This is a genomic window from Roseomonas sp. CECT 9278 (assembly GCF_918698155.1).
GTDB lineage: Bacteria > Pseudomonadota > Alphaproteobacteria > Acetobacterales > Acetobacteraceae > Neoroseomonas.
The window spans coordinates 145,933-167,887 of record NZ_CAKKLX010000008.1; the positions used below are offsets into that span (position 1 = coordinate 145,933).

Sequence of the window (21,955 nt, forward strand, 5' to 3'; positions counted from 1 at the left end):
CGGGGCGGTCCCCGCGCCGTCAGCTCCGGCGGCCGCGCGCCGCCGGGGTGGCGGGGTCCTGCGGCTGCGGCCCGGCGGTATTCGCGCGGATGCATTCGCGGATCAGCTCCTCGCGCAGGACGCGGCGGTTGAACTGGTCGGATTGCACGCGCAGGGTCGGGATGTTGTTGGTCTGGTCGGTCATGAACATCGCCTGGTCCTCGCGCGCGGTATTGCCGCGTTCGCGGAAGTTCACGGCGCGCTCGGCCTCGGCGGTGCACTGGGAGCGCAGCACGCTGTCGCTGCCCGCGCCGGCGGTGGCGGAGGACAGGCTGCGCGGCGCATCGGCGGTGGCGCAGGCCGCGAGGACCAGCACGGCGGGAAGCGACAACAGGGGCGCCAGGCGGGTCATGCGGATGCTCCGGTGGGAATCGGGCGCGACAATAGTCGCCGCAGACCCGTTTCGTCGAACCGCGCGGCGGCGTCCAGCGGCATGGCCGCGGCGGCGCGCAGCAGTTCCGGATGCAGATCGATCCCCTCCGCCGTCACGCTGTACAGGCCCATGAGCCAGCGCGCCCGGCCCAGCACCTCGACCAGCGCCAGCAGCCGCAGGCACAGCGCCAGGCCGGCGGCGGTGCCGAGGTCGTGGCGCGCATCGACGGCCTCGGCCCAGCAGGCGGCATCGGCATCGGCCAGCAGCAGCTCCTGGGCCTCGCCGTCCGGGCGGCGGAACAGCAGGCGGCGCGGCGCGCCCCAGCGTTCGGCGGTGGCGGCCGCGCGGGCGTGGTCCCAGGCGGCCAGCAGGTCGCGCGGGGCGACGGCGGGCAGCGCCTCGGGCGCGAGGGGAATGGCGTAGGTCAGCAGCCCGTCCGGGGCCTGCGCGACCCGGATGCGGGCTGGCATGGGCGGAATGTGGGCCGCATGGCGCGCCGGCGCCACCCCATGCGCCGCCGCCGCGCGGTGGCGCGGAGGCCGCGGGCGGACCGGGACAGGCCCCGGCGCCGCGATGGCTTGACCGCGCCGGCGCGGCGCGCCGACATGCCGCCATGACCGAGACCGCTGACCTGACCGCCACCGCCGCCCTTGCCCAGATCCGCGCCGGGCGGCTGTCCGCCGCCACGCTGATGGATGCCTGCCTCGACCGCATCGCGCAGCGGGAGGACACGATCCGCGCCTTCGCCTGGATCGACCCGGCCCAGGCACGCCGCGCGGCGGCGGCGGGGCAGGGCGGTTCGCTGGCCGGCCTGCCGATCGGCGTGAAGGACGTGATCGATGCGGCCGACATGCCGGCGCAATACGGCTCGCCCGCCTGGGCGGGGCACCGGCCGCGGGCGGATGCCGCCTGCGTGGCCGCGGCGCGCGCCGCCGGGGCGGTGGTGATCGGCAAGACCGTGACCACCGAATTCGCCACCCGCCATCCCGGCCCGACCGCCAATCCTGCCAATCCGCGGCACACCCCGGGCGGGTCGTCCTCCGGCTCCGCCGCCGGGGTGGCGGCCGGGTTCTTCCCGCTGGCCTTCGGGACGCAGACGGCGGGCAGCATCGTCCGCCCGGCGGCCTATTGCGGCGTGGTCGGCTTCAAGCCGTCCTACGGCACGCTGCACCGGGCGGGCATGAAGGTGATGAGCGAGAGCCTGGACACCATCGGCGTCATGGCGCGGTCGCTCGGCGATTGCGCGCTGGCGATGGCGGCGATGACCGGCGGCGACTACGGCGCGCCCGAGGCTGCCGCGCCGCGCGCGCCGCGCCTGGCGCTGGTGATGGGCCCGTCGGCCGACCAGGCCGCGCCCGAGACGCTCGCGCTGATGGACCGGGCCGCCGAGGCCTGCCGGCGCGCCGGTGCCACCGTGACGCCGGTGACCCTGCCGGAGGTCTTCACCGCCGCCTATGCTGCCCATCCCACGGTGATGAACGCGGAATCGGCCGAGGCGCTGGGCTGGGAACTGGCGCATGCCCGCGCGCAGATCTCCGCGGTGCTGCAGGAACGCATGGATTGGGGCCGCGCGCAGGGGGCCGCGGCGCTGGCCGAGGCACGCGCCGCCTTCGCCGCCGCCCGCGGCGCCTTCCCCGCCGCCATCGAGGGCTTCGACGCGGTGCTGACCCCCGCCGCGCCGGGCGAGGCGCCGGAAGGCCTGGGCTGGACCGGCGATCCCGCCTTCAACACGCTCTGGACGCTGCTGCACGGGCCCTGCGTGACGGTGCCGGCGGGGGCCGGGCCGCGCGGCCTGCCGCTGGGCGTGCAACTGGCCGGGCGGATCGGCGACGACGCGGCGGTGCTGGGCTGGGCGGCCTGGGTCCGCGCGGCGCTGGGCTGAGGGGCGGGCCGATGGGCGCCGAATTGCGCGCCGTGCTGCTGGCGCATGCGCGCTCGGGCTCGACGTTGCTGATGGATGTCCTCGACGCGCAGCCGGACACCAGCTTCGCGCACGAGATGTTCCACCAGAAGACCGTGAACCTGCCCGACTACATGGGCATCGCGCGCCGTGACGCCGCCGCGCTGAAGCCCGAGCGCGACGCCGACCCGAACGGCTTCCTGGACCGTGTGGTTGCCGCCTGCCCGACGCGGATCTTCGGCTTCAAGTGGTTCCGCGGCCATGCGCCGGCGGTGCGCGACCGGCTGGTGGCCGACCCGGCCTGGCGCGTGGTGATCCTGCACCGGGAGAACTTCCTGGCGCTGTTTGCCTCCCAGCGCACCGCGCGGATCACCGGGCGCTACATGGCGCGCGATGCCGGCGCGATCCCGCCCACCGCGCCCCCGCTGCCCTTCGACGCCGACGAATTCCTGCGTGAACACCGCCGCTACCGCGACTACTACGACGGGCTGCTGCGGCAATGCGATGGCGCGGGCAAGGCCTTCCACCTGGTCGAGTACCGGCAGCTGTCGCACCCTGCCGTGCTGCGCAATGTCGCGCGCCATATCGGCGTCGAGGCACCCACCCTGCCGGCGCCGCGGCTGGTGAAGCAGGGCAGCGCCAGGCTGCTGGCGCGCTTCGCGGACCCTGGCCAAGTGCAGCGCACGCTCGACCGGCTGGGCCGCCCGCAATGGGCGATCGAGGAGGAAGGCTTCCTGCGCGACCCGGAGGCCGCGCAGGACGATCCGGCTCAGCGGTAGCCGAAGGCCGCCATCGCTTCATCCAGGATGTTCTCGACCTGGCGGATGGTCTTGGCGTCCATTTCCGTGCGGTGGTTCCCCGGATGCACCTGCCGGATGTGGCGCGCCGGGTCGGCGGTATCGGGCACGATGTCGAACCGCGCGACGATGCGCTGGCGCGTCTCGGCGGGAATGCGCCACTGGTACCAGTCGCAGATGTCGTCGACCCAGGCGGCCTTGCGGAAGATCACGTCCTCGTAGCGGTGCACCGCCACATTCGGGCGCCAGGGAAAGCCGAGGGCGAGGTAGGCCTCGAACCGCCGGGCGTAGCGCTGGGCCGAGCTGGTGGCGAATTGCGCGAGGGTCTGCTGCGCGGTCGCGGCGCGGGCCATGGCCATGGGGTGGTCCGGCCCGGCGCCGGCGGGCACCGTGTGGCTTTCGCGGAACGAATAGTATTGCGAGACGATCATGTCGCGCGGGTCGCGCACCAGCAGCAGCACCCGGCTGTCGTTGAGCGGCGGGATGACGTGCCGCGGCAGGCCGCGATAGCCGCCGTAGCAATAGCCGCGCGGATGGAACAGTCGCGCCGCGCCAGGCCAGGCGGTCGGCAGCGGCTGGCCCTGCTTGAACATCAGGTCGTCGAGCGAGAAGAACACCGACCCCGCCGCCGGCGCGAGGCCCCGCAACAGGTTGAACAGCAGTGTCGATCCCGCCTTCGCCAGCGAGAAGGCGAAGACGCTCGGGATGTCGGAGACCGGGGGGGGCAGCTCGGGCAGCGGGCCGTCGACGAACGGGACCTGCCAGCGGAGCGGCGGGCCGGAGCCAGCAGCGTTGCTCATGGCGGTATTTGCACAGGGGCGCCGGATTCCCGCAAGCCACGCGCCTCCAGCGCCGCCGCCAGCGCCGGGTCCTGCCGCCGCGCCAGGCAGGACGCCAGGGCGGCGGCCGCGAAGGCCCCGGCGGCCGCGTCCCCGGCCAGGCGCCGCCAATGCGCGACATAGGCATCGATGTCGGCGCGCAGCCGGGCGCTGTCGTCGAGGAAGCCCGATGCCGGCACCGTCGCGATGAAGCCGGCCTCGCGCAGGGCGCCCAGCACCTCCAGCGGGTCGATGAAGGTCAGCGCATTGGCGCGCGGGTTGCGCCGGTGCAGCGTGCCGATGATGAAGGGCGGGCGGATCAGGTGCAGCGCGGCGGCCTTCTCGGCCAGGCAGCCGCGCGGGATCGCCATGCCGCGGCGCCGGCCGATCACCGCGATTCGCGCGCGCACCGGCGGCAGCAGGTCGAACAGGTGCAGCGCGCTGCCCTCGGCGGCGACGATGCGCTCGGCCCCGGCCAGGGCGGCGATCTGCTCGGCCAGGCTGTGCTGTTCGGGGCGGAAGATGCGGTAGCCCTCCGCCGCCAGGTGCTCCTCGATCCAGGCCTCGCCGATGCACCGCCCGGTCTGGAGGTGGCCGCGCAGGATCGCGAGGTCACGCGCCTGGCCCTGCGGGACAAGCAGCGCGGGCGGCAGCATCGCACCCACCACGCGCCCATAGGCGGCCGTGCAGGTGGCGCCGAGCAGCCGGCCGGGCTCGCCCACCACGATGTCGCCGACCAGTCGGGGGCGATCGACCAGCACGGGCTCCGGCGCGCCGATCAGGCGAAGGTAGTCGGCGACGAAGGACGGGATGGCCGGGCGGGGCTCGGCCGCCACCAGCAGCGGGCGCAGCCCGGGGTCGCGGCGCAACACCCAGGCCCGGTGCAGGAATTCCGCCACCATGTGCCCGAAATGCGTGACCGCGGGGCCGATGAAGGCGTAGCGCCCGGGCAAGGGGTCGAAGGCGATCCCCGGCGGTGGCGCCGTGGGCCCGCGCACCCAGTCGCGGCCGCCCTGCATCGGCATGTGGACCCAATCCGGCGCGCCGGCCGGAAACACCGGCCCGCCATCGAGGTCGCCGCCCGGCAGGGCGGGGCGCCAGCCGCCATAGGGCAGCACGGGCAGGGCCTCGAACCGGACAAGGCGCAGGTCCGGCGCCGCGCCCGCCGGCTGGATCACCCGCGCGCCGCCCCGGGCAGCCCCTTGAGCGCATCCGTGGTGTCGAAATCCCGCAGCACCGCATCATCCGCCATCTCGACCTCGACCATGCGGTCGCCGTGGCGGCCGACCAGATGGCGGGCGCCGACATCGCCGGTGATGGTCATGATCTCGGCGATGAACTCGCGCGCCCAGAGCATCGGGTTGCCCTGCTTGCCGCGGAAGGTCGGCATGACGATGGCGCGGCCTTCCTCCGGGTCGAAGGCGGCGATCAGGCGGTCGAGCATGGGCCCGGCCACCAGCGGCATGTCGCCCAGGCAGATCAGCACGCCCTCGGCATCGGGCGGCAGCGCGGCGATGCCGGCCTTGAGCGAGGCCGAGAGCCCTTCCGCGTAGTCGTCGGCATGGGCGGAGATGACCGGCCGGCCAGCGAGCGCCTCCTCGACCCGGTCGCGCTCGTGGCCGGTGACGACGATGATCGGCCGGGCGTGCGAGGCGAGCACATTGTCCACCACGCGCGCCACCATCGGCGTGCCCTGCGCGTCGGCCACCAGCAGCTTGTTGAGCGGCGCCATGCGGCGCGACCGCCCGGCGGCCAGCACGATGGCCGCGACGGTGCGCGCGCGGCGCGGCGCCAGCGCCGGCGGCGCGACGCGCGGGGCCTGTTCGCGGGGCAGGGGCCGCACCTCGATCTCCTTCAGCAGCCCGCCCACGCCCATTGCCATGATGTCCGCGGGCGCCACCGGCACGCCGGCAAACAGGCGCTGGAGCACCCAGTCGAAGCCATTGAGCTTCGGGCTGCGCGCGCAGCCGGGCAGCACCATGGCCGGGATGTCGCCGATACGGCCGAGACACAGCAGGTTGCCCGGGTCCACCGGCATGCCGAAATGCTCGATCCGCCCGCCGGCGCGCACGATCGCGGCGGGACCGACATCGCGCCGGTCCACCACGGCGGAGGCACCGGCCACCAGCAGCATCTGCGCCCCGGCGCGCTTGAGGCGCGACAGCGCCTCGGCGACCGGACCTTCCTCGTGGCGCACGCGCTCGACCGGCAGCATGGTGCCGCACAGCGATTCGACGCGCGCGGAGGTCGCCTCCACCGCGCCTTCCATCACGCTTTCCTTGACGCCGGGCAGTTCGGTGAGCACCAGGCCGACCTTCAGCGGGCGGAAGGGATGCACGGCGAAGGCCGGGCCGCGGCCGCCGCGGGCCACCGCCTCGACCACGCCCAGCACCGCGCCCGGCACCGCGAAGGGGATGACCTTGATGGTCGCGATCATCTCCCGCGGCGTCACGGGCGTGTGGTTGGGCAGGGTCGCGACGGTCAGGCTTTCGTCCACGGCGTTCACCGCGTCGATGCGCCTGGCGTCGAGCACCAGCAGCCCGGCGGTCTCGGCCAGCAGGTTGACGCGGCCGGTGGCGGCGCGCGATCGCGCGATCAGCGGCGCCGTCAGCGTGGTGGCGAGGCGTTCGGCGGCTTCGTTCTCCGGCACGTCGCCGGCTTCCAGGCGGGCGGTGATGACGTCGCGCTTGCCGGCCTCCTTCAAGGCGGCGACCGCGTCGTCGTCCAGCACCGTGCCCTTCTTGAGCACGCGGCCGGGCAGGCGGAGCGAATGCGCGAGGATGGCACCCTTGGCTTCCTCGAGCGGGGTGGGGCCGAAGATCATGCGGTGATGCCGATGCTGACGCGCGGTTCCGATGGCACCGCCGGACGCGGCGCGCCGAGCGATGCTCCGCGCCGCGCGGCGACGATTTCCGCCATCACGGACAGCGCGATCTCGGGCGCGGTGACGGCGGCGATGTCGAGGCCGACCGGCGCGTGGATGCGCGCCATCGCCGCGTCGTCGTGGCCGAGGTCGCGCAGCCGCGCGACGCGCTTCGCATGGGTGCGCCGGCTGCCGAGCGCGCCGATGTAGAAGGCCGGCGAGCGCAACGCGGCATCGAGCGCGGGGTCGTCGAGCTTCGGGTCATGCGTCAGCGTCACCACCGCGCTGCGCGCATCGGGCTTCAGCGCGGCCATGGCGTCGTCCGGCCAGTCGGTGTTCAGCGTCACGCCGGGCAGGCGTTCGGCGGTGGCGAAGGCGCCGCGCGGGTCGACCACCACCAGCTGGAAGCCGAGCGGGCCGGCCATCGGCGCCATGGCCTGCGCGATGTGCACCGCGCCCACCACGATGATGCGCAGCGGCGGGTTGTGCGGGTGGATGAACCAGGGCTCGTTGGCGATCGTGACAGACCCGGCCTTCTCGCTGCCCAGCGCGGCGCGGGCCGCATCGGCCAGCGCATCGGGCACCGCATCCTGCGGCCAGAGGTGCTGCGCGCCGTCGGACAGGCGCGTCAGCAGCACGACCGGGTTCTGCGCGGCGCGTTCGGCCTGCAGCCGCGCGAGGGTGTCCGCCTTCACGTCAGCGGCTCCACGAAGACCTTCACCTTGCCGCCGCAGGACAGGCCCACTTCCCAGGCGCGTTCGTCGGAGACGCCGAAGTCGAGCAGCTGCGGCGTGCCGCTGGCCATGGCCTGCTTCGCGGCATCCGCCACCGCGCCCTCGATGCACCCGCCCGAGACCGAGCCCATCAGCCGCCCGGAGGCGGTGACCGCCAGGCGCGAGCCTGCCGGGCGCGGGCTGCTGCCCCAGGTCTCGACCACGGTGGCGATCGCGACCTGCTCGCCCGCCGCGCGCCATTGCGCGGCGATGGCGAGGATGTCCTCGGAGTGCGTCGTGTCGGTGGTCATGCCGCCATCCTCCCGCGCTGCGCGGCGTGGGGGTCGGACAAGGTCGCGACCAGCGCGCGCAGGCTGTTCAGGTTATGCACCGGGCGAAAGTCGTCCACATGGGGCAGCATCGCCCGGATGCCCTGGGATTTGGGCTGGAAGCCATCGAACCGCAACAGGGGGTTCAGCCAGATCAGCCGACGGCAGGACCCGCGCAGGCGTTCCGTGGCCTCCGCCAGGCCCTTGGCGCCTTCCCGGTCGAGGCCATCGGTGATCAGCAGCACCACCGCCCCCTGGCCCAGCACGCGCCGCCCCCATAAGCGATTGAACAGCGCGATGGATTCGCCGATGCGCGTGCCGCCCGACCAGTCCGGCACGATGGAGCCGATCATCTCGAAGGCGATTTCGGGGTCGCGGTGCTTCAGCTGGCGCGTCACGTTGGTCAGCCGCGTGCCGAACAGGAAGGTCTGCACGCGGTCGCGGTCATTCGCCACCGCATGGAGGAAATGCAGCAGGATCTGCGCGTAACGCGACATGCTGCCGGAGATGTCGCACAGCGCCACCAGCGGCGGCGGGCGCGTGACGCGGCGGCGGCGCGCGATGTCCAGGATCTCGCCGCCGGTGCGCAGCGACCGGCGCACGGTGGCGCGCAGGTCGGTGACGGGGCCGTGCGCGTCGGGGCGGAAGCGGCGCGTGCGCTGTTCATCGAGAGGCAGGGCCAGGCGGCGGATTTCCTGCTTGGCGCGGGCGATGTCGTCGGCGGACATCGCCTCGAAATCCATCTGCTGGAGGCGTTCGCGCTCGCTGACCGTGAAGCTCATGTCGTGGCGTGGCGGGGGTTCCTCGGGCGGCTTGGGCTTGGGCGCATTGTGCTGCATGGCCTCGGCCAGGCGGCGCGAGGCCGGGGGCGGCTTGTCGTCCTTGGGCTTGTTGCCGTCCAGCAGGGCCATGGCGGCGGCGTGGGCGGCGGCTTCGGGGTCGCGCCAGAACAGCTGGAAGGCCTGGTCGAAGACCTCGAAATGCTCGCGGCGATGGACCATGACGGCGCGCAGCGCGGCATGGACCTGGCGGCGGTCTGGCAGGTCTATCTCGGTCAGCGCGGTGAGGCCGGCGATCGCCTCGCCGGGGCCGAGCGGCAGGCCGGTGCGCCGCAGCAGCCGCGTGAAGGCCAGCAGGTTGGACGCCAGGTGCCCGCCGGGCGCGGTGGCCGCCCCCGCCGCGCGGGCCTGCACGGCACCGATGATGCGAGACGCATCGCGGTCGGGCGTCAGTGCCATCGCGCGCCTGCGCGCGTGGTGGACGGCATCGCGCCTGCGCGCGTGCTGGACGGCATCGCGCCTGCGCGCGTGGTGGACGGCATCGCGCCTGCGCGCGTGGTGGACGCCGCCGCGCCTGCGCGGGTGGTGGACGCCGTCGCGCCTGCGCGCGTCAGCCGCATCGTGGCGCTCTCACCCGGCTGCCTCGGCCAGCAGCCGGGCGGCCTCCGCGCCGCGCAGCTTGGCGATGTCGTCCTGGTACTTCAGCAGCACGCCGAGCGTTTCATCGACCGCGCCGGGCTCCAGTTCCTTGGCGTCAAGTGCCGCGAGCGCCTGCGCCCAGTCGATGGTCTCCGCCACGCCGGGCAGCTTGAAGTAGTCCCCCTCGCGGACCTTCTGCACGAAGGCGACGATCTGCGCCGACAGGCGTTCGGGCAGGCCGGGCGCGCGCAGCGCGAGGATGGCGCGTTCGCGTGCGGCGTCCGGGTAATCCACCCAATGGTACAGACAGCGCCGGCGCACCGCATCGTGCACTTCGCGGGTCCGGTTGGACGTGATGACGACGACCGGCGGCGTGGCGGCGCGGATGGTGCCGAGTTCGGGGATGGTCACCTGGAAGTCGGCGAGGATTTCCAGCAGGAAGGCCTCGAAGGGTTCGTCGGCGCGGTCGAGCTCGTCGATCAGCAGCACGGCGGGCGCGCCCTCCAGCGCCTGGAGCAGCGGGCGGGGCTGGAGGAAGCGGCGGTCGTAGATCCCGCGTTCCAGCGCCTCGCGGTCCGTCTCGCCGGCGGCTTCGGCCAGGCGGATCGCCATCAGCTGCTTGGCGTGGTTCCACTCATAGGCCGCGGCCGACAGGTCGAGCCCGTCGTAGCATTGCAGCCGCACCAGGTGGCGCGGCAGCATCCTGGCCAGCACCTTCGCGATCTCGGTCTTGCCGGTCCCGGGCTCGCCTTCGAGGAACAGCGGCCGGCCCATGCGCAGCGCCAGGTGGATGGTGGTCGCGAGCGCGCGGTCGGCGACATAGCCGCCGGCCGCAAGCAGCGCCTGGGTGTCCTGGACGGTCGCAGGACTCGTCACAGGAACATCAGCGCCAGGATCACCAGCCACACCGCGCCGCCGACCCAGGCCAGCAGCGGGATGCCCATCGGCGCCTCGGGCAGCAGGTCCAGGATCGAGATGCCGGCCGGCGTGGTGAGCGGCGCGCGCGCGGCGGCGGGCGCCGCGACGGGCGCGGCCTCGGGCACCGGCGCGGGCGGCGTCAGCGCCGCGGCGAAGCGGTCGAAGAACTGGTCGGACATCTGCTTGGCCGTGCTGTCGATCAGCCGCGCGCCCAGCTGCGCCATCTTGCCGCCGACCTGCGCCTTCACCGTGTAGCGCAGCAGCGTCTCCTCGGGCGCGATCTCATCCAGCGCGACGTCGGCGCCGCCCTTGGCGAAACCCATGGCGCCGCCATTGCCCTCGCCGGAGATGGTGTAGGAGACCGGGGCGTTGATGTTCTCGAGCTTCACCTTGGCGCCGAACTTGGCGGCCATGGGGCCGATCTTCAGCGCCAGCTTCGCCTCGAAGGCGTCGTCGGCGGTGCGCGTCACGCTCTCGCAGCCGGGGATCGCGGCGCGCAGCATCTCGGGGTCGTTCAGCGCATCCCAGACCCGCTGGCGGGCGGCGGGGATGCGGCGCTCGCCGCTCATGTCCATTCGGGGTCACTCCTGTTCGGGGGGCAAACTAGGGCCGGGGCCCAGGGGGGAAAAGGGGGGGGCGGAAAAGGCGGGCGCCCCCTTGTGGTGCCGCCGATCATCCTGCAAGGCAGGAACCGGCCGCACGGCACGCCGGCCGAAACGGGAGAGCCGATCGAGAATGCGCCTGCGCCCCCCCATCGTCGCGACCGCCACCGCGAGCCTGGTCCTGGCCACCACCGCCGGTCCCGCCGCCGCGGCGGGGGCGGCGGGGGCGCACCTGTCGCTCGCCTGGGGCATCCCCTTCGCCGGGCTGCTGCTGTCGATCGCGCTGATGCCGCTGGTGGCGGGGCATGTCTGGCACCACCACTACGGCAAGATCGCCGCCGGCTGGGCGACGCTGCTGGTGATCCCCTTCGCCATCGCCTACGGGCCGCAGGTCGCGGCGGCCGAGGTGTGGCACATCGTGCTGCAGGAATACGTCCCGTTCATCGCGCTGCTGCTGGCGCTGTATGTCACGGGCGGCGGCGTGCTGCTGAAGGGGGCGCTGGTCGGCACGCCGGCCACCAACACGGCGCTGCTGGCCTTGGGCACGGTCATCGCGTCGGTCATGGGCACCACCGGGGCGTCGATGCTGCTGATCCGCCCGGTGCTGCGCGCCAATGCCTTCCGCAAGCGCAAGACGCATACCTTCGTCTTCTTCATCTTCCTGGTCAGCAACATCGGCGGGTCGCTGACACCGCTGGGCGATCCGCCGCTGTATCTGGGCTTCCTGAAGGGCGTGTCGTTCTTCTGGACCACCACGCACCTGTTCTGGGAATTCGTGGTCTGCGCGGTGATCCTGCTGGCGGTTTACTACCTGCTCGACAGCCTGGCCTGGGCGCGGGAGAAGCCGGTCGTGCCGGGCAGCGGCGCCGGCGAACCCTTGCGCGTCGAGGGGCTGGTCAACCTGGCGCTGATCGGCGCCGTCGTCGCGATGGTGCTGGCGCAGGGCTATTGGCGGCCAGGCGAGGCGCATCTGCTGGGCGAGACCATCGGGATCGAGCGTCTGGTGGGCATCGCGGTGTTCGTCGGCATCGCCTGGCTGTCGATGCGCCTGACCAGCGCGGAACTGCGCGAGGCGAACGGCTTCGCCTGGGGCGCCATCGCCGAGGTCGCGAAGCTGTTCGCCGCCATTTTCGTGACCATGGCGCCGGTGCTGGCGATCCTGCGCGCCGGGACGGATGGCGCGGCGGCGCCGCTGGTGGCGCTGACCACGGATGCGGCCGGGCAGCCGATCCCGTGGGTGTATTTCTGGCTGGCGGGCGGGCTGTCGTCGTTCCTCGACAATGCGCCGACCTACCTGGTGTTCTTCAACCTGGCCGGCGGCGACCCGCACTACCTGATGACCCAGGGCGCGCTGACGCTGGCGGCGGTCTCCTGCGGGGCGGTGTTCATGGGCGCCAATTCGTACATCGGCAACGCGCCCAACTTCATGGTCAAGGCGATCGTCGAGGAGAATGGCGAGCGCATGCCCTCCTTCTTCGGCTATTGCGGCTGGGCGGTGGTGTTCCTGATCCCGCTGTTCGTGCTGGTGACCTTCATCTTCTTCTGACCACGCGCCATGGACGATCCGGTTGCATCCGCCGGATCGCCTGTGCTGGTGTCTGCCAAAAGCCGGTATCAGGGAGGACGCCAGGATGCATCGTCGTACGCTGCTTGCCACCGGTATCGCGGGCCTCGCGGCGCCCGCCTTCGCGCAGCCCTCCGGCGCGCGAACGCTGCGCTTCGTGCCCTTCGCCGACCTCAGCAGCATCGACCCGATCTGGACCACCGCCTTCAATGTCCGCGACCACGGCTACCTGGTCTATGACACGCTGTTCGGCACCGATGCCGAGCACGCCATCCGCCCGCAAATGGCCGAGGGCGCCGCGCCGAGCGCCGACGGGCTGACCTGGACCCTGCGCCTGCGCGAGGGCCTGCGCTTCCACGACAACGAACCCGTGCGCGCGCCGGACGTGATCGCCAGCCTGGCGCGATGGTCCAAGCGCGACGGCTTCGGCCAGGCCTGGGCCGCCGCGGTCGCCGAGATGATCGCGACCGACGACCGCACCGTCACCTTCCGCCTGAGCCGACCCTTCCCGCTGTTCATGGCGGCGCTCGGCAAGCCCAGCTCGGTCGTGCCCTTCATCATGCCCGAACGGGTGGCGCGCACCGATGCCTTCCAGCAGATCACGGACGCGACCGGCTCCGGGCCGTTCCGCTTCCTGCGCGACGAATGGCGGCCGGGCCATGGCGCGGCCTATGCGAAGAACGACCGCTACGTGCCGCGCAACGAGGCGCCGTCCGGCACCACCGGCGGCAAGGTCGTGCATTTCGACCGCTTCGAATTGCGCTTCATCCCCGATGCCTCGACCGCCGCCGCCGCCTTGCAGACCGGCGAGGTCGATTGGTGGGACCAGATGCAGCCGGATGTGGTGCCGGTGATCCGCCGGTCCCGCGGCGCCCGCGTGTTCGTGCGCAACACGCTCGGCACCTTCATGACGATGCGCTTCAACTGCCTGCATCCGCCCTTCAACAATGCCGCGGTGCGCCGCGCGGTGATGCTGGGCATCAACCAGCGCGACTACGGCCTGGCGATCATGGGCAACAATGCCGAATTGCAGGATGTCTGCCCGAGCTTCTTCACCTGCGGCACGCCCTATGGCGACCTGCGCGCGATCAACGACTTCAACGCCCCGCTGCGGAGCGGCGACATCGAGGCGGCGAAGGCCGCGCTCGGCCGGTCGGGCTATGCCGGCGAGAAGGTGATCGTGATGCAGCCGAGCGAGATCCCGGACAATGTCGCCATGAGCCAGCTCTCCTACGACCTGATGCGGCGCATGGGCATGAACGTGGAGCTGGCCGCGATGGACTGGGGCACGCTGGTGCAGCGGCGCGCCAACAAGGCGCCGGGGCAGTGGAACGTGTTCTGCACCGGCTTCACAGGCGCCGACCAGATCGACCCTGCGTCCAATGTCCAGATGCGCGCCAATGGCGAGAATGCCTGGTTCGGCTGGCCGAGCGTGCCGGGGATCGAGGCGGCGCGCGAACGCTGGTTCAACGCCACCGACCGCGCCGTCCAGAGGCAAGCGGCGCTGGAGATGCAGCGCCTCGCTTTCGAACACGCGCCCTATGCGACGCTGTCGATCATCCGCTTCCCCTCGGGCCTGCGCAACGAGGTGCAGGGCGCGCTGACCGGCACCGTGCCGGTGTTCTGGAACGCGCGGAAGGGGTAGGGCAGGCCGGCCGGGTCAGCCGCGCCCCAGCAGGCGGGCGATCCAGCCGGACGCCGCAGGACGGCGCAGCCTTTCGAAGCGCAGGGCCTGGTCCTCGTCGGGCCGGAAGCCGCTCAGCGCGGCCGAGGCGCGCAACGGGATGTCGTGGTCGTCCTCCGCCGCCGCGCGCCAGGCCGCGAGGTCGCCCGGCGGGTCGCCGCGGACCACCAGCTCGGCCGCGTCCTCGTGGCCTTCGTAGGTCAGGCGCCAGGCGAGCGCGCCCGCGCGCCACAGCGCCAGGTCGGTGGTGCCGACCACGTCGAAGACGAAGCCGGCCAGCAGGTCGAAGCGCCGGGACGCCTGCGCAAGCGCGGCATCGCGCAGCCGCGGCGGGTTCTGCGTCGCGTCCTCGAGGACCAGGTAGTGGCCGGGCAGCGCGGCGCCGAGCGGCAGGTCCCGCATGTCGTAGCCCGCGCCGGGCAGGGGCTGCGCGCTGTGCGCGAAGCCCAGCAGGGCGGTGGCGTCCGCCGGCGACGCATCCGCCACCGCGATCCAGCGCAGGCGCAGGCCCATGGGCGGTCCCTCCCTCGCGGCCGGGCCCCTGGCGTTTCCGTCGCCGGCGGGCTGGCCTATCCTCAGCGCATCCTACCGGAGAAGACCCTGCCATGCCCTACGTGATCGGTGCCGACCTGCCTGACCTGCCGGCCGGCCAGCGCTTCCGCGCCTTGCTGGATCGCCCGGGGATCCTGCAGATGCCCGGCGCGCATCTGGGGATCGCCGCGCTGCTGGCGCAGAAGGCGGGGTTCGAGGCGCTGTACATGTCCGGTGCCGCGATGTCCGCCACCATGGGGTTGCCGGACCTCGGCATGATCACGGTGGACGACGTGGCCTGGCACATCCGCCAGGTGGCGCGCGCCTCGGGCCTGCCGGTGCTGGTCGATGGCGACACCGGCTATGGCGAGGCGCTGAACGTCATGCACATGGTCCGCTGCTTCGAGGAAGCCGGGGCAGGGGCGGTGCATCTGGAGGACCAGCTGCTGCCCAAGAAGTGCGGGCATCTGAACGACAAGAAGCTCGCCTCCGCCGAGGACATGGCGGCGAAGGTCGCGGCCGCGCGGAAGGCACGCCGGCACCTGGTGATCATCGCGCGCACCGATGCCGCGGCCAGCGAAGGGATCGACGGTGCGGTGGCGCGCGCGCGGATGTACCTCGATGCCGGGGCGGATGCGATCTTCCCCGAGGCGCTGACCACCCGCGAGATGTTCGTGGAATTCGCGGCCCGCATGCCCGGCGTGAAGCTGCTGGCGAACATGACCGAGTTCGGCCGCACGCCCTTCTTCACCGCCGATGAGTTCCAGGCGATGGGCTACGCCATGGTGATCTGGCCGGTAAGCCACCTGCGCGTCGCCGCGCGCGGCATGGAGGAGCTGTACGGCGCGATCAGGCGCGACGGCGGCACGCAGAACATGGTCGGGCGCATGCAGACCCGCGCGCAGCTGTACGAGACGATCGGCTACCACGCCTACGAGGCGCTGGACGCCAGCCTGATCCGCACGGTGGTGCCCGAGGGGATGCCGCAGGGCTGAGCGCGCCGCCACCAGGCCTGACGGATCGTGCGCAGGCACGATCCGCGACCGCGCCCGGACCTTCAGCCGCGCACCGGCGCATGGCGCGAAGCCAAGGGCCGCCGATGCGGCCCGCCCGCCGCCTGAGGAATCAACTGACCAGCAAATTCCCGAGCGCGAAGCGGATCGTCGTCTCGTCGGCGATCGGCGGGCGATTGAGGAACTGGCAGAAATCGGCGATCTGCTGCGGGATTTCCGTCGCCTGGTAATAGGCCAGCGGCGTCCCGTGCCCCATCACCTGCTGGACCGTGTAGGCGACCGCCTCGTTGGTATAGGCGACGCCGTGCTCGGCCGCGTTGGAGCGCAGCAGCGAGGCGAATTCCTCCGGCGAGGGCCCCTGCACGTTGATCTTGTAGGGCAGGCGCCGCAGGAAGGCCGGGTCCATCAGGTCGCGTGGGCTGAGATTGGTCGAGAACACCAGCAGCTGGTCGAAGGGGATCTGGAAGGACTGGCCGGTATGCAGCTTCAGGAAGTCGATGCGCCGGTCCATCGGCACGACCCAGCGGTTCAGCATGGCTTCCGGGCGCACCAGCTGGCGGCCGAAATCGTCGATCAGCAGCACGCCGTTCATCGCCTTCACGTGCAGCGGGGCCTCGTAGAAGCGGGCCGTCTCCTCGAACTTCAGGTCGAGCATGTCCAGGCTGAGCTCGCCGCCCGCCGCCACGAAGGGCCGCCGGCAGGGGATCCAGCGCGGGTCGAATTCATCCGCCAGCAGGGAGGAGGCCATGGTCGCCTCCATGCGCGTGCCCAGGCGCTTGTGCACCGACGGATCGTAGACTTTCACGATCTGCCCGCCCACCTCGAAGCAATGCGGGATCAGCACCATGGCGCCGAACACCTTGACCATGCGTTCGGCGATCGAGGTCTTGCCGTTGCCCGGCGCGCCGTACAGCAGGATGGAGCGCCCCGCATTGGCGGCGATGCCGACCTTGGCGAGCAGTTCCTCGTTGACCACCAGCGGCTGCATGGCCTGCAGCACGGCATGGGCGGTGACGGTCTCCCCGCGGATGGTCTGGCGCAGCACGCGCGCCGAATATTCCTTCAACGAGACCGGCAGCGGCCCGATATAGGCGTTGTTGGCGAAGGCCTCGACCGCCATCGACCGCCCGCGCGGCGTCAGTTCGATGCGCAATTCGCCCGCGACGATGCCGGGCTTGAGCTCGACGATGCCCTGCGCGCGCGCCTGTTCGATCAGCACCGAGGCAAGCCGGCGGGAGATCGCGAGCGTCTCGGCGATGGTCGCCGCATTGCCCTGGCCCGCGGTGCTGAGGAACTTCACCATGATGTCGAAGACGATGCGCGGCTCGATGCCCAGTTCGAGCACGCTGTCGGGCGGCGCGGGCAGCCCGTCCTCCAGCTCGTGCACCTGGTGGGCGCTGAGCATGCCGAGCTCGACCAGCACCTCGCCGAATTTCCGCCCGGTGCGCGCCTGGCGCTCCAGCGCCTCGTCCGCGTCGTGGCGCGAGATAAGCTCGAGGGCAACGATCAGGTCACTGAAACGCAAGGGCCACCTCCAGCCACGCGGGCGCCCGGGCCGCCCTGCCGGCGCCGCGGGCCGAATCGCGGACGCGACGGAACGCTAATCGCGGTCGCGTCATCGGTCCATGCGGTTGTATTGGCCGACCATGCTGCACGCCCCATGACATGGCCATGACGCCACTCCTGATCGGTTCCGAGATCTATCGCGGGTCGACCTACGGGGCGAAGCATCCGCTCGCGATCCCGCGCGTGTCGACCATGCTCGACCTGGTGCGGGCGCTGGGCTGGGTGGACGCGGCGCAGTATCGCGACAGCCCGCGCGCGGGCATCGACGACCTCGCGCGCTTCCACGACCGCGACTACCTGGAGGCCTTGCTGCGCGCCGAACGCACGCAGGCGGTCAGCGCCGAGGACCGCGCGCGCTTTCGCATCGGCGCCGACGGCAACCCGGTGTTCCGCGAGGTGTTCTCCCGCCCCGCGACCGGTGCGGGCGGCACGCTGCTGGCGGCGCGACTGACTGCCGATGGCGGCGTGGTGCATGTGCCCGGCGGCGGCACGCATCACGGCCGGCCCGACCGCGCGAGCGGCTTCTGCTACCTGAACGACGCCGTGCTGGGGCTGCTGGCGTGGCTCGACCTGGGGTTGAATAATATCGTCTATCTCGACCTCGACGCGCATCACGGCGATGGCGTGCAGGATGCCTTCCACGACGATCCGCGCGTCTTCACCCTCAGCATCCACGAGGCCGGGCGCTGGCCCTTCACCGGCGCGGGCGACGACCGCGCCGGCGGCCATGCCGCCAATATCCCGGTGCCGCCCGGCTTCAACGACACCGAGATGGCCTGGGTGCTGCACGAGGCGATCCTGCCGATCATCCGCGGACTGCGCCCGCAGGCGATCATGATCCAATGCGGCGCGGATGCGCTGGAGGAAGACCCGCTGGCCAAGCTGTCGCTGTCCAACGCGGCGCATCGCGCCGTGGTGGCGGCGGTGATGGGCCTGGCGCCGCGGCTGATCGTGCTGGGCGGGGGCGGCTACAACCCGTGGTCGGTGGCGCGCTGCTGGGCCGGGGTCTGGGGCGTGCTGGCCGGGCATGCGATGCCCGACCGCCTGCCGCCGGCGGCCGAGGCGGTGCTGCGGGGGCTGGCGTTTCATCGCGCCCTGGCGCCGCGCGCCGCCTGGCGCGACCCGCCCGAGCATTGGTTCACCACGCTGGCGGATGCACCGCGCCCGGGCGTGGTGCGCGCCGTGGTGCGGCGTGCCGCGGCCGCCGCCCTGGCCGGCCTTCCCGCCGACCGCGCCGGCGTGGCATGACGGGGGCATGATCCTCCGCCGCGCCGTCCTCGCCCTTGCCGCCCTGTCGCCACTGCCGCTGCGCGCGCAGCCGGGGGTGGACCGCCCGCAGCCGCGCCTGCCGACCGAACCGCTGGTCATCGCGCTGCGCGACGGCCGCCGGCTGCCCTTCACGGTCGAGATGGCGGTGGCGCCCGAGCACCAGATGATCGGCCTGATGTTCCGCCCCGAGGTGAAGCCCGACGAGGGCATGCTGTTCGACTGGGGCACCCCGCGCGAGAGCAGCATGTGGATGCGCAACACCATCACCAGCCTGGACATGGTGTTCATCGCCGCGGATGGGCGCATCCACCGCATCGCGGAACGCACGGTGCCGCTGTCGCTCGCGACGGTGTCCTCCGGCGGGCCGGTGCGCGCGACGCTGGAGCTGCGCGCGGGCATCACGGAGCAACTGGGGATCAGCGCCGGCGACCGGGTGCTGCACCGGATCTTCGGCACCGCCCCCTGAACCGCCGCGCTTGCCCCGGCGCGGCACCCTCCCTAGGGTGCGCCGCGACGGGGCGTAGCGCAGTCTGGTAGCGCACTTGGTTTGGGACCAAGGGGTCGCTGGTTCGAATCCAGTCGCCCCGATTCTTTGCAGGGAGCCGCGCGCATGGCGCAGCACAAGGGCCTGGCCCGCATCTTCCAGCCGCCGAAATCGGCCATGCAGTCCGGCCGCGCCAAGGCCCATGGCTGGATGCTGGTGTTCGAACCGGCCGAGGCCAAGGCGATCGACCCGCTGACCGGCTGGTATGGGTCGGGCGACATGCTGGGCCAGCTGCGCCTGCATTTCGACACGCGGGACCAGGCGGTGGCCTATGCCCAGGCGCAGGGCATCGCCTACGAGGTCGAGGCCGCGCCCGCGCGCGCCGCGATGAAGCCCAAGGTCTATGCCGAGAATTTCCGCTTCGGCCGGGCCGAGAACTGGTCCCACTGACCCGCCCGCGCCGTGCTAGTCAGCACGAGACGCGTCCTTAGCTCAGCTGGATAGAGCAACGAGCTTCTACCTCGTGGGTCGGGGGTTCGAATCCCTCAGGGCGCGCCATTTCTTCCCGACCAAGGCCAGCCGGCCGGCGGCACCCCGCACGGGATGCCGCCGCACCGCGCATCACTCAGCCGCGCGCCGCAGCCCGCGCGCCGCGCGGTCGATCACATCCGCCACCGGGCGCGGCTGCGCGATGAACACCACATGGCTGCCCTGCAGCTCCAGCGTCTCGGCGCCGATGCGCCGGGCGGTCTGGTGCAGCAGGCGCGGGTCGATCGCGCGGTCCTGCGCGGGCACCACGGCCCAGCTCGGCCGGCTGCGCCAGGCGGCCTGGCTCACCCGCTCGCCGAAGGCGGACATCGCGATCGGCACCTGCGAATCGCGCAGGAAGGCGGCGTCGGCGTCGCTCAGGTCGGCCGCGAAGCCGGCCTTGAAGCGGTCGAGGTTCAGGAAGCCGAAGCCATCCGCCTGGGGTTCGATGACGAATTCCGGCGGCGGCGGGATCACGGCGAGTTGCTCGCCCGTGCTCTGGCCGGCATCCGGGGCGAAGGCCGCGACATAGACCAGGCCCACCACCTTGGGGTCGTTGCCGGCCTCGGTGATGACGGTGCCGCCGTAGGAATGGCCGACCAGGATGGTCGGGCCGTCCTGGCGGGCCAGCACGCGGCGCGTCGCGGCCACGTCGTCGGCCAGCGAGGTCAGCGGGTTCTGCACGATGGACACGCGGTAGCCGCGTGCCGTCAGGTCGGCATGCACGCCGCGCCAGCCCGATCCATCGGCGAAGGCGCCATGCACCAGCACGATGTTGCGGGCGGGCGCGGTGCGCGGCGCCGGCCCGGCGGGCTGCGCCTGCGCGGCGGAGGCGATCGAGGCAGCGACGGCGGCAGCGGCCACGAGGTCACGACGGGTGGTGGTCATGGGATGATGTCCTGTGTGTTCGGGGTGTCAGGCGGCCAGCGACAGGCGCACATCGAGGCCGCCCCGCGTGGCGTGCGAATACGGGCAGACGATGTGCGCCTGGTCGACCAGCGCGCGCGCCACGGCGGGATCGACGCCGGGCAGGGCGATGGTCAGCGCCACGTCCAGGCCGAAGCCCTGGCCGTCGTCGCGCCTGCCGATGCCCACGGCGGCGGTGACGGTGCTGTCCTCGGCGATGCGGACCTTGCGCTGGCCGGCGACGAACTTCAGCGCGCCCAGGAAGCAGGCGGCATAGCCGGCGGCGAACAGCTGCTCGGGGTTGTTGCCGGCGCCGCCGGGTCCGCCCAGTTCCTTCGGCGTGACCAGCGCGACATCCAGGGCGCCGTCGGCGGTGGCGGCACGGCCGGTGCGCCCGCCGGTGGCGGTGGCTTCGGTGCGATACAGGACGTCCATGGGGTATCTCCTGGAAATTCACGATAATGCTTATCGCGATAAGTGTTCATACCGGGGCACCCGATCCTTGTCCAGCGGAATTTTATCGCGATAATGTTTCACGACCCCATTCCGGCTCGCCGACCAGGATCCTCGCGATGACGCCCCCAGATGACGGCCCGCTGCCGCTCGACGACCAGCTCTGCTACGGGCTCTATTCGGCCGGCCTGGCGATCCAGCGCCTCTACAAGCCGCTGCTCGACGGGCTTGGCCTGACCTATCCGCAATACCTCGTGCTCAACGTGCTCTGGCGGGATGACCGCCAGGCCGTGGGCGCGATCGCCGACCACCTGGCGCTCGACTCCAGCACCCTGACCCCGCTGCTGAAGCGGCTCGAGGCGGCCGGCCTGGTCACGCGCACGCGCAATCCGGCCAATGAGCGCCAGGTGGTGGTGGCGCTCACCCCGGCCGGCCGCGCCTTGCGCGAAAGGGCCGGCTGCGTCGGCGCGGCGCTGCTGGCCACCGCCGGCCGCTCGCCGGAGGCCCTCGCGGCGCTGAACCACGAGGTACGCGCCCTGCGCGAGTCCATCTATGCCGCGGCCGCCCGCCGGCCTGGCGCCATGCCGCCCTGAGCGGTCCCAGTTGACCGCCGCGCGCTGCTGCGCCGAAGTGGCGGCGCCCCGACCGCAGGACACCGCGCGCTGCCCGACACGCCATCGCCCCTGACCGGCCTTCCCCTCGGCACGCCGGTGCTGACGCCGGCCGGCGAAGTGCCGGTCGAGGCGCTGCGGCCCGGCGCCCTGGTGCTGGCGGTGGGCGGCGGTGCGCCGTTCCAGCCGCTGGTCGAGGCGCGCCGCGTGACGCTGCCGGGTCCCTGCGTGCGCGTGCTGGCCGGCGCCATGGCCGATGGCGCCCCGCAGGACGACCTGCGCCTGCCGCCCGACCATGCGCTGCTGGTCGATGGCCTGCTGGTCGCCGCGCGCGACCTGGTGGACGGCCATGGGATCCTGGCCGAAGCCGACGGCGCGGTCGATGTCGTGCAGATCGTGCTGGCCGCGCATGATGCGGTGCTGGCCGCCGGCCTGGCGGTCGAGACGGCGCGCGCCGAGCCCGGCCTGCCCGATTGCGCGCCCCGCGGCGCCCCGCCGCCCGCGCTGCGCGCCATGCTCGCCTGGCGGGCCGAGGCGATGGGCTGGTGCCCCGCCACGCCGCCGCCCGCGCCGCCC

24 protein-coding genes and 2 tRNA genes are annotated in these 21,955 nt (G+C 72.6%); 12 read left to right on the forward strand and 14 right to left on the reverse strand.

The window, feature by feature from the left end:
- Positions 1–19 precede the first annotated feature (19 nt).
- Together LQ222_RS08010 and LQ222_RS08015 are read right to left on the reverse strand one after the other, a co-directional pair.
- A complete protein-coding gene (locus LQ222_RS08010; protein WP_230165642.1) occupies positions 20–391 on the reverse strand; it encodes a hypothetical protein in 372 nt (123 codons plus the stop codon).
- The gene (locus tag LQ222_RS08015) at positions 388–882 is read right to left on the reverse strand and encodes a hypothetical protein (protein WP_230165643.1); all 495 of its coding nucleotides are present in this window, start codon (positions 880–882) and stop codon (positions 388–390) included. The genes LQ222_RS08010 and LQ222_RS08015 overlap by 4 nt, the downstream gene beginning before the upstream one ends.
- A gap of 143 nt (positions 883–1,025) precedes the next feature.
- Here LQ222_RS08015 and LQ222_RS08020 point away from each other — a divergent pair, with 143 nt between their 5' ends.
- On the forward strand, positions 1,026–2,294 hold the full coding sequence (locus LQ222_RS08020) for an amidase (protein WP_230165644.1): 1,269 nt from the start codon (positions 1,026–1,028) through the stop codon (positions 2,292–2,294).
- Positions 2,295–2,305: 11 nt separating this feature from the next.
- Positions 2,306–3,091: a hypothetical protein gene (locus LQ222_RS08025; RefSeq protein ID WP_230165645.1), complete on the forward strand. Its 786-nt coding sequence runs from the start codon at positions 2,306–2,308 to the stop codon at positions 3,089–3,091.
- Here the strand turns inward: LQ222_RS08025 and LQ222_RS08030 are convergent.
- The 8 genes from LQ222_RS08030 to LQ222_RS08065 all read right to left on the reverse strand — a co-directional run bounded on the left by LQ222_RS08030 (position 3,082) and on the right by LQ222_RS08065 (position 10,743).
- Positions 3,082–3,909 (reverse strand): sulfotransferase domain-containing protein, encoded by an 828-nt coding sequence (locus tag LQ222_RS08030; protein WP_230165646.1) that lies wholly within the window; start codon positions 3,907–3,909, stop codon positions 3,082–3,084. The two genes, LQ222_RS08025 and LQ222_RS08030, sit on opposite strands and share 10 nt — an antisense overlap.
- Positions 3,906–5,105 carry a glycosyltransferase 61 family protein gene (locus LQ222_RS08035; RefSeq protein ID WP_230165647.1) on the reverse strand — a complete coding sequence of 400 codons (1,200 nt, stop codon included), beginning with the start codon at positions 5,103–5,105 and terminating at the stop codon, positions 3,906–3,908. The genes LQ222_RS08030 and LQ222_RS08035 overlap by 4 nt, the downstream gene beginning before the upstream one ends.
- Positions 5,102–6,751, reverse strand: coding sequence for an NTP transferase domain-containing protein (locus LQ222_RS08040; protein WP_230165648.1), 1,650 nt, complete (start codon positions 6,749–6,751; stop codon positions 5,102–5,104). Before LQ222_RS08040 ends, LQ222_RS08035 begins: the two co-directional genes overlap by 4 nt.
- Positions 6,748–7,485, reverse strand: a complete 738-nt coding sequence (locus LQ222_RS08045; protein WP_230165649.1) for an XdhC family protein — start codon at positions 7,483–7,485, stop codon at positions 6,748–6,750. Before LQ222_RS08045 ends, LQ222_RS08040 begins: the two co-directional genes overlap by 4 nt.
- Entirely contained in the window at positions 7,482–7,814 is a 333-nt protein-coding gene (locus LQ222_RS08050) for an XdhC family protein (RefSeq protein ID WP_230165650.1), read from the reverse strand. The genes LQ222_RS08045 and LQ222_RS08050 overlap by 4 nt, the downstream gene beginning before the upstream one ends.
- Positions 7,811–9,070: a VWA domain-containing protein gene (locus LQ222_RS08055; protein ID WP_230165652.1), complete on the reverse strand. Its 1,260-nt coding sequence runs from the start codon at positions 9,068–9,070 to the stop codon at positions 7,811–7,813. The genes LQ222_RS08050 and LQ222_RS08055 overlap by 4 nt, the downstream gene beginning before the upstream one ends.
- 171 nt (positions 9,071–9,241) lie before the next feature.
- On the reverse strand, positions 9,242–10,126 hold the full coding sequence (locus LQ222_RS08060) for a MoxR family ATPase (RefSeq protein WP_230165654.1): 885 nt from the start codon (positions 10,124–10,126) through the stop codon (positions 9,242–9,244).
- Complete coding sequence (locus tag LQ222_RS08065; protein ID WP_230165655.1) at positions 10,123–10,743, reverse strand: carbon monoxide dehydrogenase subunit G; 621 nt, start codon at positions 10,741–10,743, stop codon at positions 10,123–10,125. The genes LQ222_RS08060 and LQ222_RS08065 overlap by 4 nt, the downstream gene beginning before the upstream one ends.
- 160 nt (positions 10,744–10,903) lie before the next feature.
- Here LQ222_RS08065 and LQ222_RS08070 point away from each other — a divergent pair, with 160 nt between their 5' ends.
- Both LQ222_RS08070 and LQ222_RS08075 read left to right on the forward strand, forming a co-directional pair.
- A complete protein-coding gene (locus LQ222_RS08070) occupies positions 10,904–12,316 on the forward strand; it encodes a sodium:proton antiporter (RefSeq protein WP_230165657.1) in 1,413 nt (470 codons plus the stop codon).
- An 85-nt stretch (positions 12,317–12,401) separates the two neighbouring features.
- Positions 12,402–13,979, forward strand: a complete 1,578-nt coding sequence (locus LQ222_RS08075; protein WP_230165659.1) for an ABC transporter substrate-binding protein — start codon at positions 12,402–12,404, stop codon at positions 13,977–13,979.
- Positions 13,980–13,994: 15 nt separating this feature from the next.
- Here the strand turns inward: LQ222_RS08075 and LQ222_RS08080 are convergent, their stop codons facing one another.
- Positions 13,995–14,531 carry a hypothetical protein gene (locus LQ222_RS08080; protein WP_230165661.1) on the reverse strand — a complete coding sequence of 179 codons (537 nt, stop codon included), beginning with the start codon at positions 14,529–14,531 and terminating at the stop codon, positions 13,995–13,997.
- Positions 14,532–14,623: 92 nt separating this feature from the next.
- On the opposite strand from LQ222_RS08080, the gene prpB reads away from it, so the two are divergent.
- Complete coding sequence (gene prpB / locus LQ222_RS08085; protein WP_230165662.1) at positions 14,624–15,544, forward strand: methylisocitrate lyase; 921 nt, start codon at positions 14,624–14,626, stop codon at positions 15,542–15,544.
- A gap of 130 nt (positions 15,545–15,674) precedes the next feature.
- Here the strand turns inward: prpB and LQ222_RS08090 are convergent, their stop codons facing one another.
- The gene (locus LQ222_RS08090; RefSeq protein ID WP_230165663.1) at positions 15,675–17,087 is read right to left on the reverse strand and encodes a hypothetical protein; all 1,413 of its coding nucleotides are present in this window, start codon (positions 17,085–17,087) and stop codon (positions 15,675–15,677) included.
- 140 nt (positions 17,088–17,227) lie between these two features.
- Here LQ222_RS08090 and LQ222_RS08095 point away from each other — a divergent pair, with 140 nt between their 5' ends.
- The 5 genes from LQ222_RS08095 (at position 17,228) to LQ222_RS08115 (ending at position 19,439) form a co-directional block, all read left to right on the forward strand.
- Entirely contained in the window at positions 17,228–18,376 is a 1,149-nt protein-coding gene (locus LQ222_RS08095; RefSeq protein ID WP_230165664.1) for an acetoin utilization protein AcuC, read from the forward strand.
- 7 nt (positions 18,377–18,383) lie between these two features.
- Entirely contained in the window at positions 18,384–18,863 is a 480-nt protein-coding gene (locus LQ222_RS08100; RefSeq protein ID WP_230165665.1) for a DUF192 domain-containing protein, read from the forward strand.
- A 48-nt stretch (positions 18,864–18,911) separates the two neighbouring features.
- Positions 18,912–18,985, forward strand: a tRNA-Pro gene (locus LQ222_RS08105).
- 22 nt (positions 18,986–19,007) lie between these two features.
- Positions 19,008–19,331, forward strand: a complete 324-nt coding sequence (locus LQ222_RS08110; RefSeq protein WP_230165666.1) for an ETC complex I subunit — start codon at positions 19,008–19,010, stop codon at positions 19,329–19,331.
- A gap of 31 nt (positions 19,332–19,362) precedes the next feature.
- Positions 19,363–19,439 (forward strand) — tRNA-Arg (locus LQ222_RS08115).
- 63 nt (positions 19,440–19,502) lie between these two features.
- On the opposite strand, the gene LQ222_RS08120 is transcribed toward LQ222_RS08115, so the two are convergent.
- Together LQ222_RS08120 and LQ222_RS08125 are read right to left on the reverse strand one after the other, a co-directional pair.
- Entirely contained in the window at positions 19,503–20,297 is a 795-nt protein-coding gene (locus LQ222_RS08120; protein WP_230165667.1) for an alpha/beta hydrolase, read from the reverse strand.
- A 27-nt stretch (positions 20,298–20,324) separates the two neighbouring features.
- Complete coding sequence (locus LQ222_RS08125) at positions 20,325–20,750, reverse strand: organic hydroperoxide resistance protein (RefSeq protein WP_230165668.1); 426 nt, start codon at positions 20,748–20,750, stop codon at positions 20,325–20,327.
- Between the two features lie 137 nt (positions 20,751–20,887).
- On the opposite strand from LQ222_RS08125, the gene LQ222_RS08130 reads away from it, so the two are divergent.
- Together LQ222_RS08130 and LQ222_RS08135 are read left to right on the forward strand one after the other, a co-directional pair.
- The gene (locus LQ222_RS08130) at positions 20,888–21,361 is read left to right on the forward strand and encodes a MarR family winged helix-turn-helix transcriptional regulator (RefSeq protein ID WP_230165669.1); all 474 of its coding nucleotides are present in this window, start codon (positions 20,888–20,890) and stop codon (positions 21,359–21,361) included.
- A 117-nt stretch (positions 21,362–21,478) separates the two neighbouring features.
- On the forward strand, positions 21,479–21,955 hold a 477-nt coding region (locus LQ222_RS08135), incomplete at its 3' end, for a Hint domain-containing protein (RefSeq protein WP_230165671.1).

Bases quoted from the DNA above. Each gene is read 5' to 3' on its own strand.
- LQ222_RS08010 (WP_230165642.1), bottom strand. From the start codon at position 391: ATGACCCGCCTGGCGCCCCTGTTGTCGCTTCCCGCCGTGCTGGTCCTC.
- LQ222_RS08015 (WP_230165643.1), bottom strand. From the start codon at position 882: ATGCCAGCCCGCATCCGGGTCGCGCAGGCCCCGGACGGGCTGCTGACC.
- LQ222_RS08020 (WP_230165644.1), top strand. From the start codon at position 1,026: ATGACCGAGACCGCTGACCTGACCGCCACCGCCGCCCTTGCCCAGATC.
- LQ222_RS08025 (WP_230165645.1), top strand. From the start codon at position 2,306: ATGGGCGCCGAATTGCGCGCCGTGCTGCTGGCGCATGCGCGCTCGGGC.
- LQ222_RS08030 (WP_230165646.1), bottom strand. From the start codon at position 3,909: ATGAGCAACGCTGCTGGCTCCGGCCCGCCGCTCCGCTGGCAGGTCCCG.
- LQ222_RS08040 (WP_230165648.1), bottom strand. From the start codon at position 6,751: ATGATCTTCGGCCCCACCCCGCTCGAGGAAGCCAAGGGTGCCATCCTC.
- LQ222_RS08050 (WP_230165650.1), bottom strand. From the start codon at position 7,814: ATGACCACCGACACGACGCACTCCGAGGACATCCTCGCCATCGCCGCG.
- LQ222_RS08055 (WP_230165652.1), bottom strand. From the start codon at position 9,070: ATGGCACTGACGCCCGACCGCGATGCGTCTCGCATCATCGGTGCCGTG.
- LQ222_RS08065 (WP_230165655.1), bottom strand. From the start codon at position 10,743: ATGGACATGAGCGGCGAGCGCCGCATCCCCGCCGCCCGCCAGCGGGTC.
- LQ222_RS08070 (WP_230165657.1), top strand. From the start codon at position 10,904: ATGCGCCTGCGCCCCCCCATCGTCGCGACCGCCACCGCGAGCCTGGTC.
- LQ222_RS08075 (WP_230165659.1), top strand. From the start codon at position 12,402: ATGCATCGTCGTACGCTGCTTGCCACCGGTATCGCGGGCCTCGCGGCG.
- LQ222_RS08080 (WP_230165661.1), bottom strand. From the start codon at position 14,531: ATGGGCCTGCGCCTGCGCTGGATCGCGGTGGCGGATGCGTCGCCGGCG.
- prpB (WP_230165662.1), top strand. From the start codon at position 14,624: ATGCCCTACGTGATCGGTGCCGACCTGCCTGACCTGCCGGCCGGCCAG.
- LQ222_RS08095 (WP_230165664.1), top strand. From the start codon at position 17,228: ATGGCCATGACGCCACTCCTGATCGGTTCCGAGATCTATCGCGGGTCG.
- LQ222_RS08100 (WP_230165665.1), top strand. From the start codon at position 18,384: ATGATCCTCCGCCGCGCCGTCCTCGCCCTTGCCGCCCTGTCGCCACTG.
- LQ222_RS08110 (WP_230165666.1), top strand. From the start codon at position 19,008: ATGGCGCAGCACAAGGGCCTGGCCCGCATCTTCCAGCCGCCGAAATCG.
- LQ222_RS08120 (WP_230165667.1), bottom strand. From the start codon at position 20,297: ATGACCACCACCCGTCGTGACCTCGTGGCCGCTGCCGCCGTCGCTGCC.
- LQ222_RS08125 (WP_230165668.1), bottom strand. From the start codon at position 20,750: ATGGACGTCCTGTATCGCACCGAAGCCACCGCCACCGGCGGGCGCACC.
- LQ222_RS08130 (WP_230165669.1), top strand. From the start codon at position 20,888: ATGACGCCCCCAGATGACGGCCCGCTGCCGCTCGACGACCAGCTCTGC.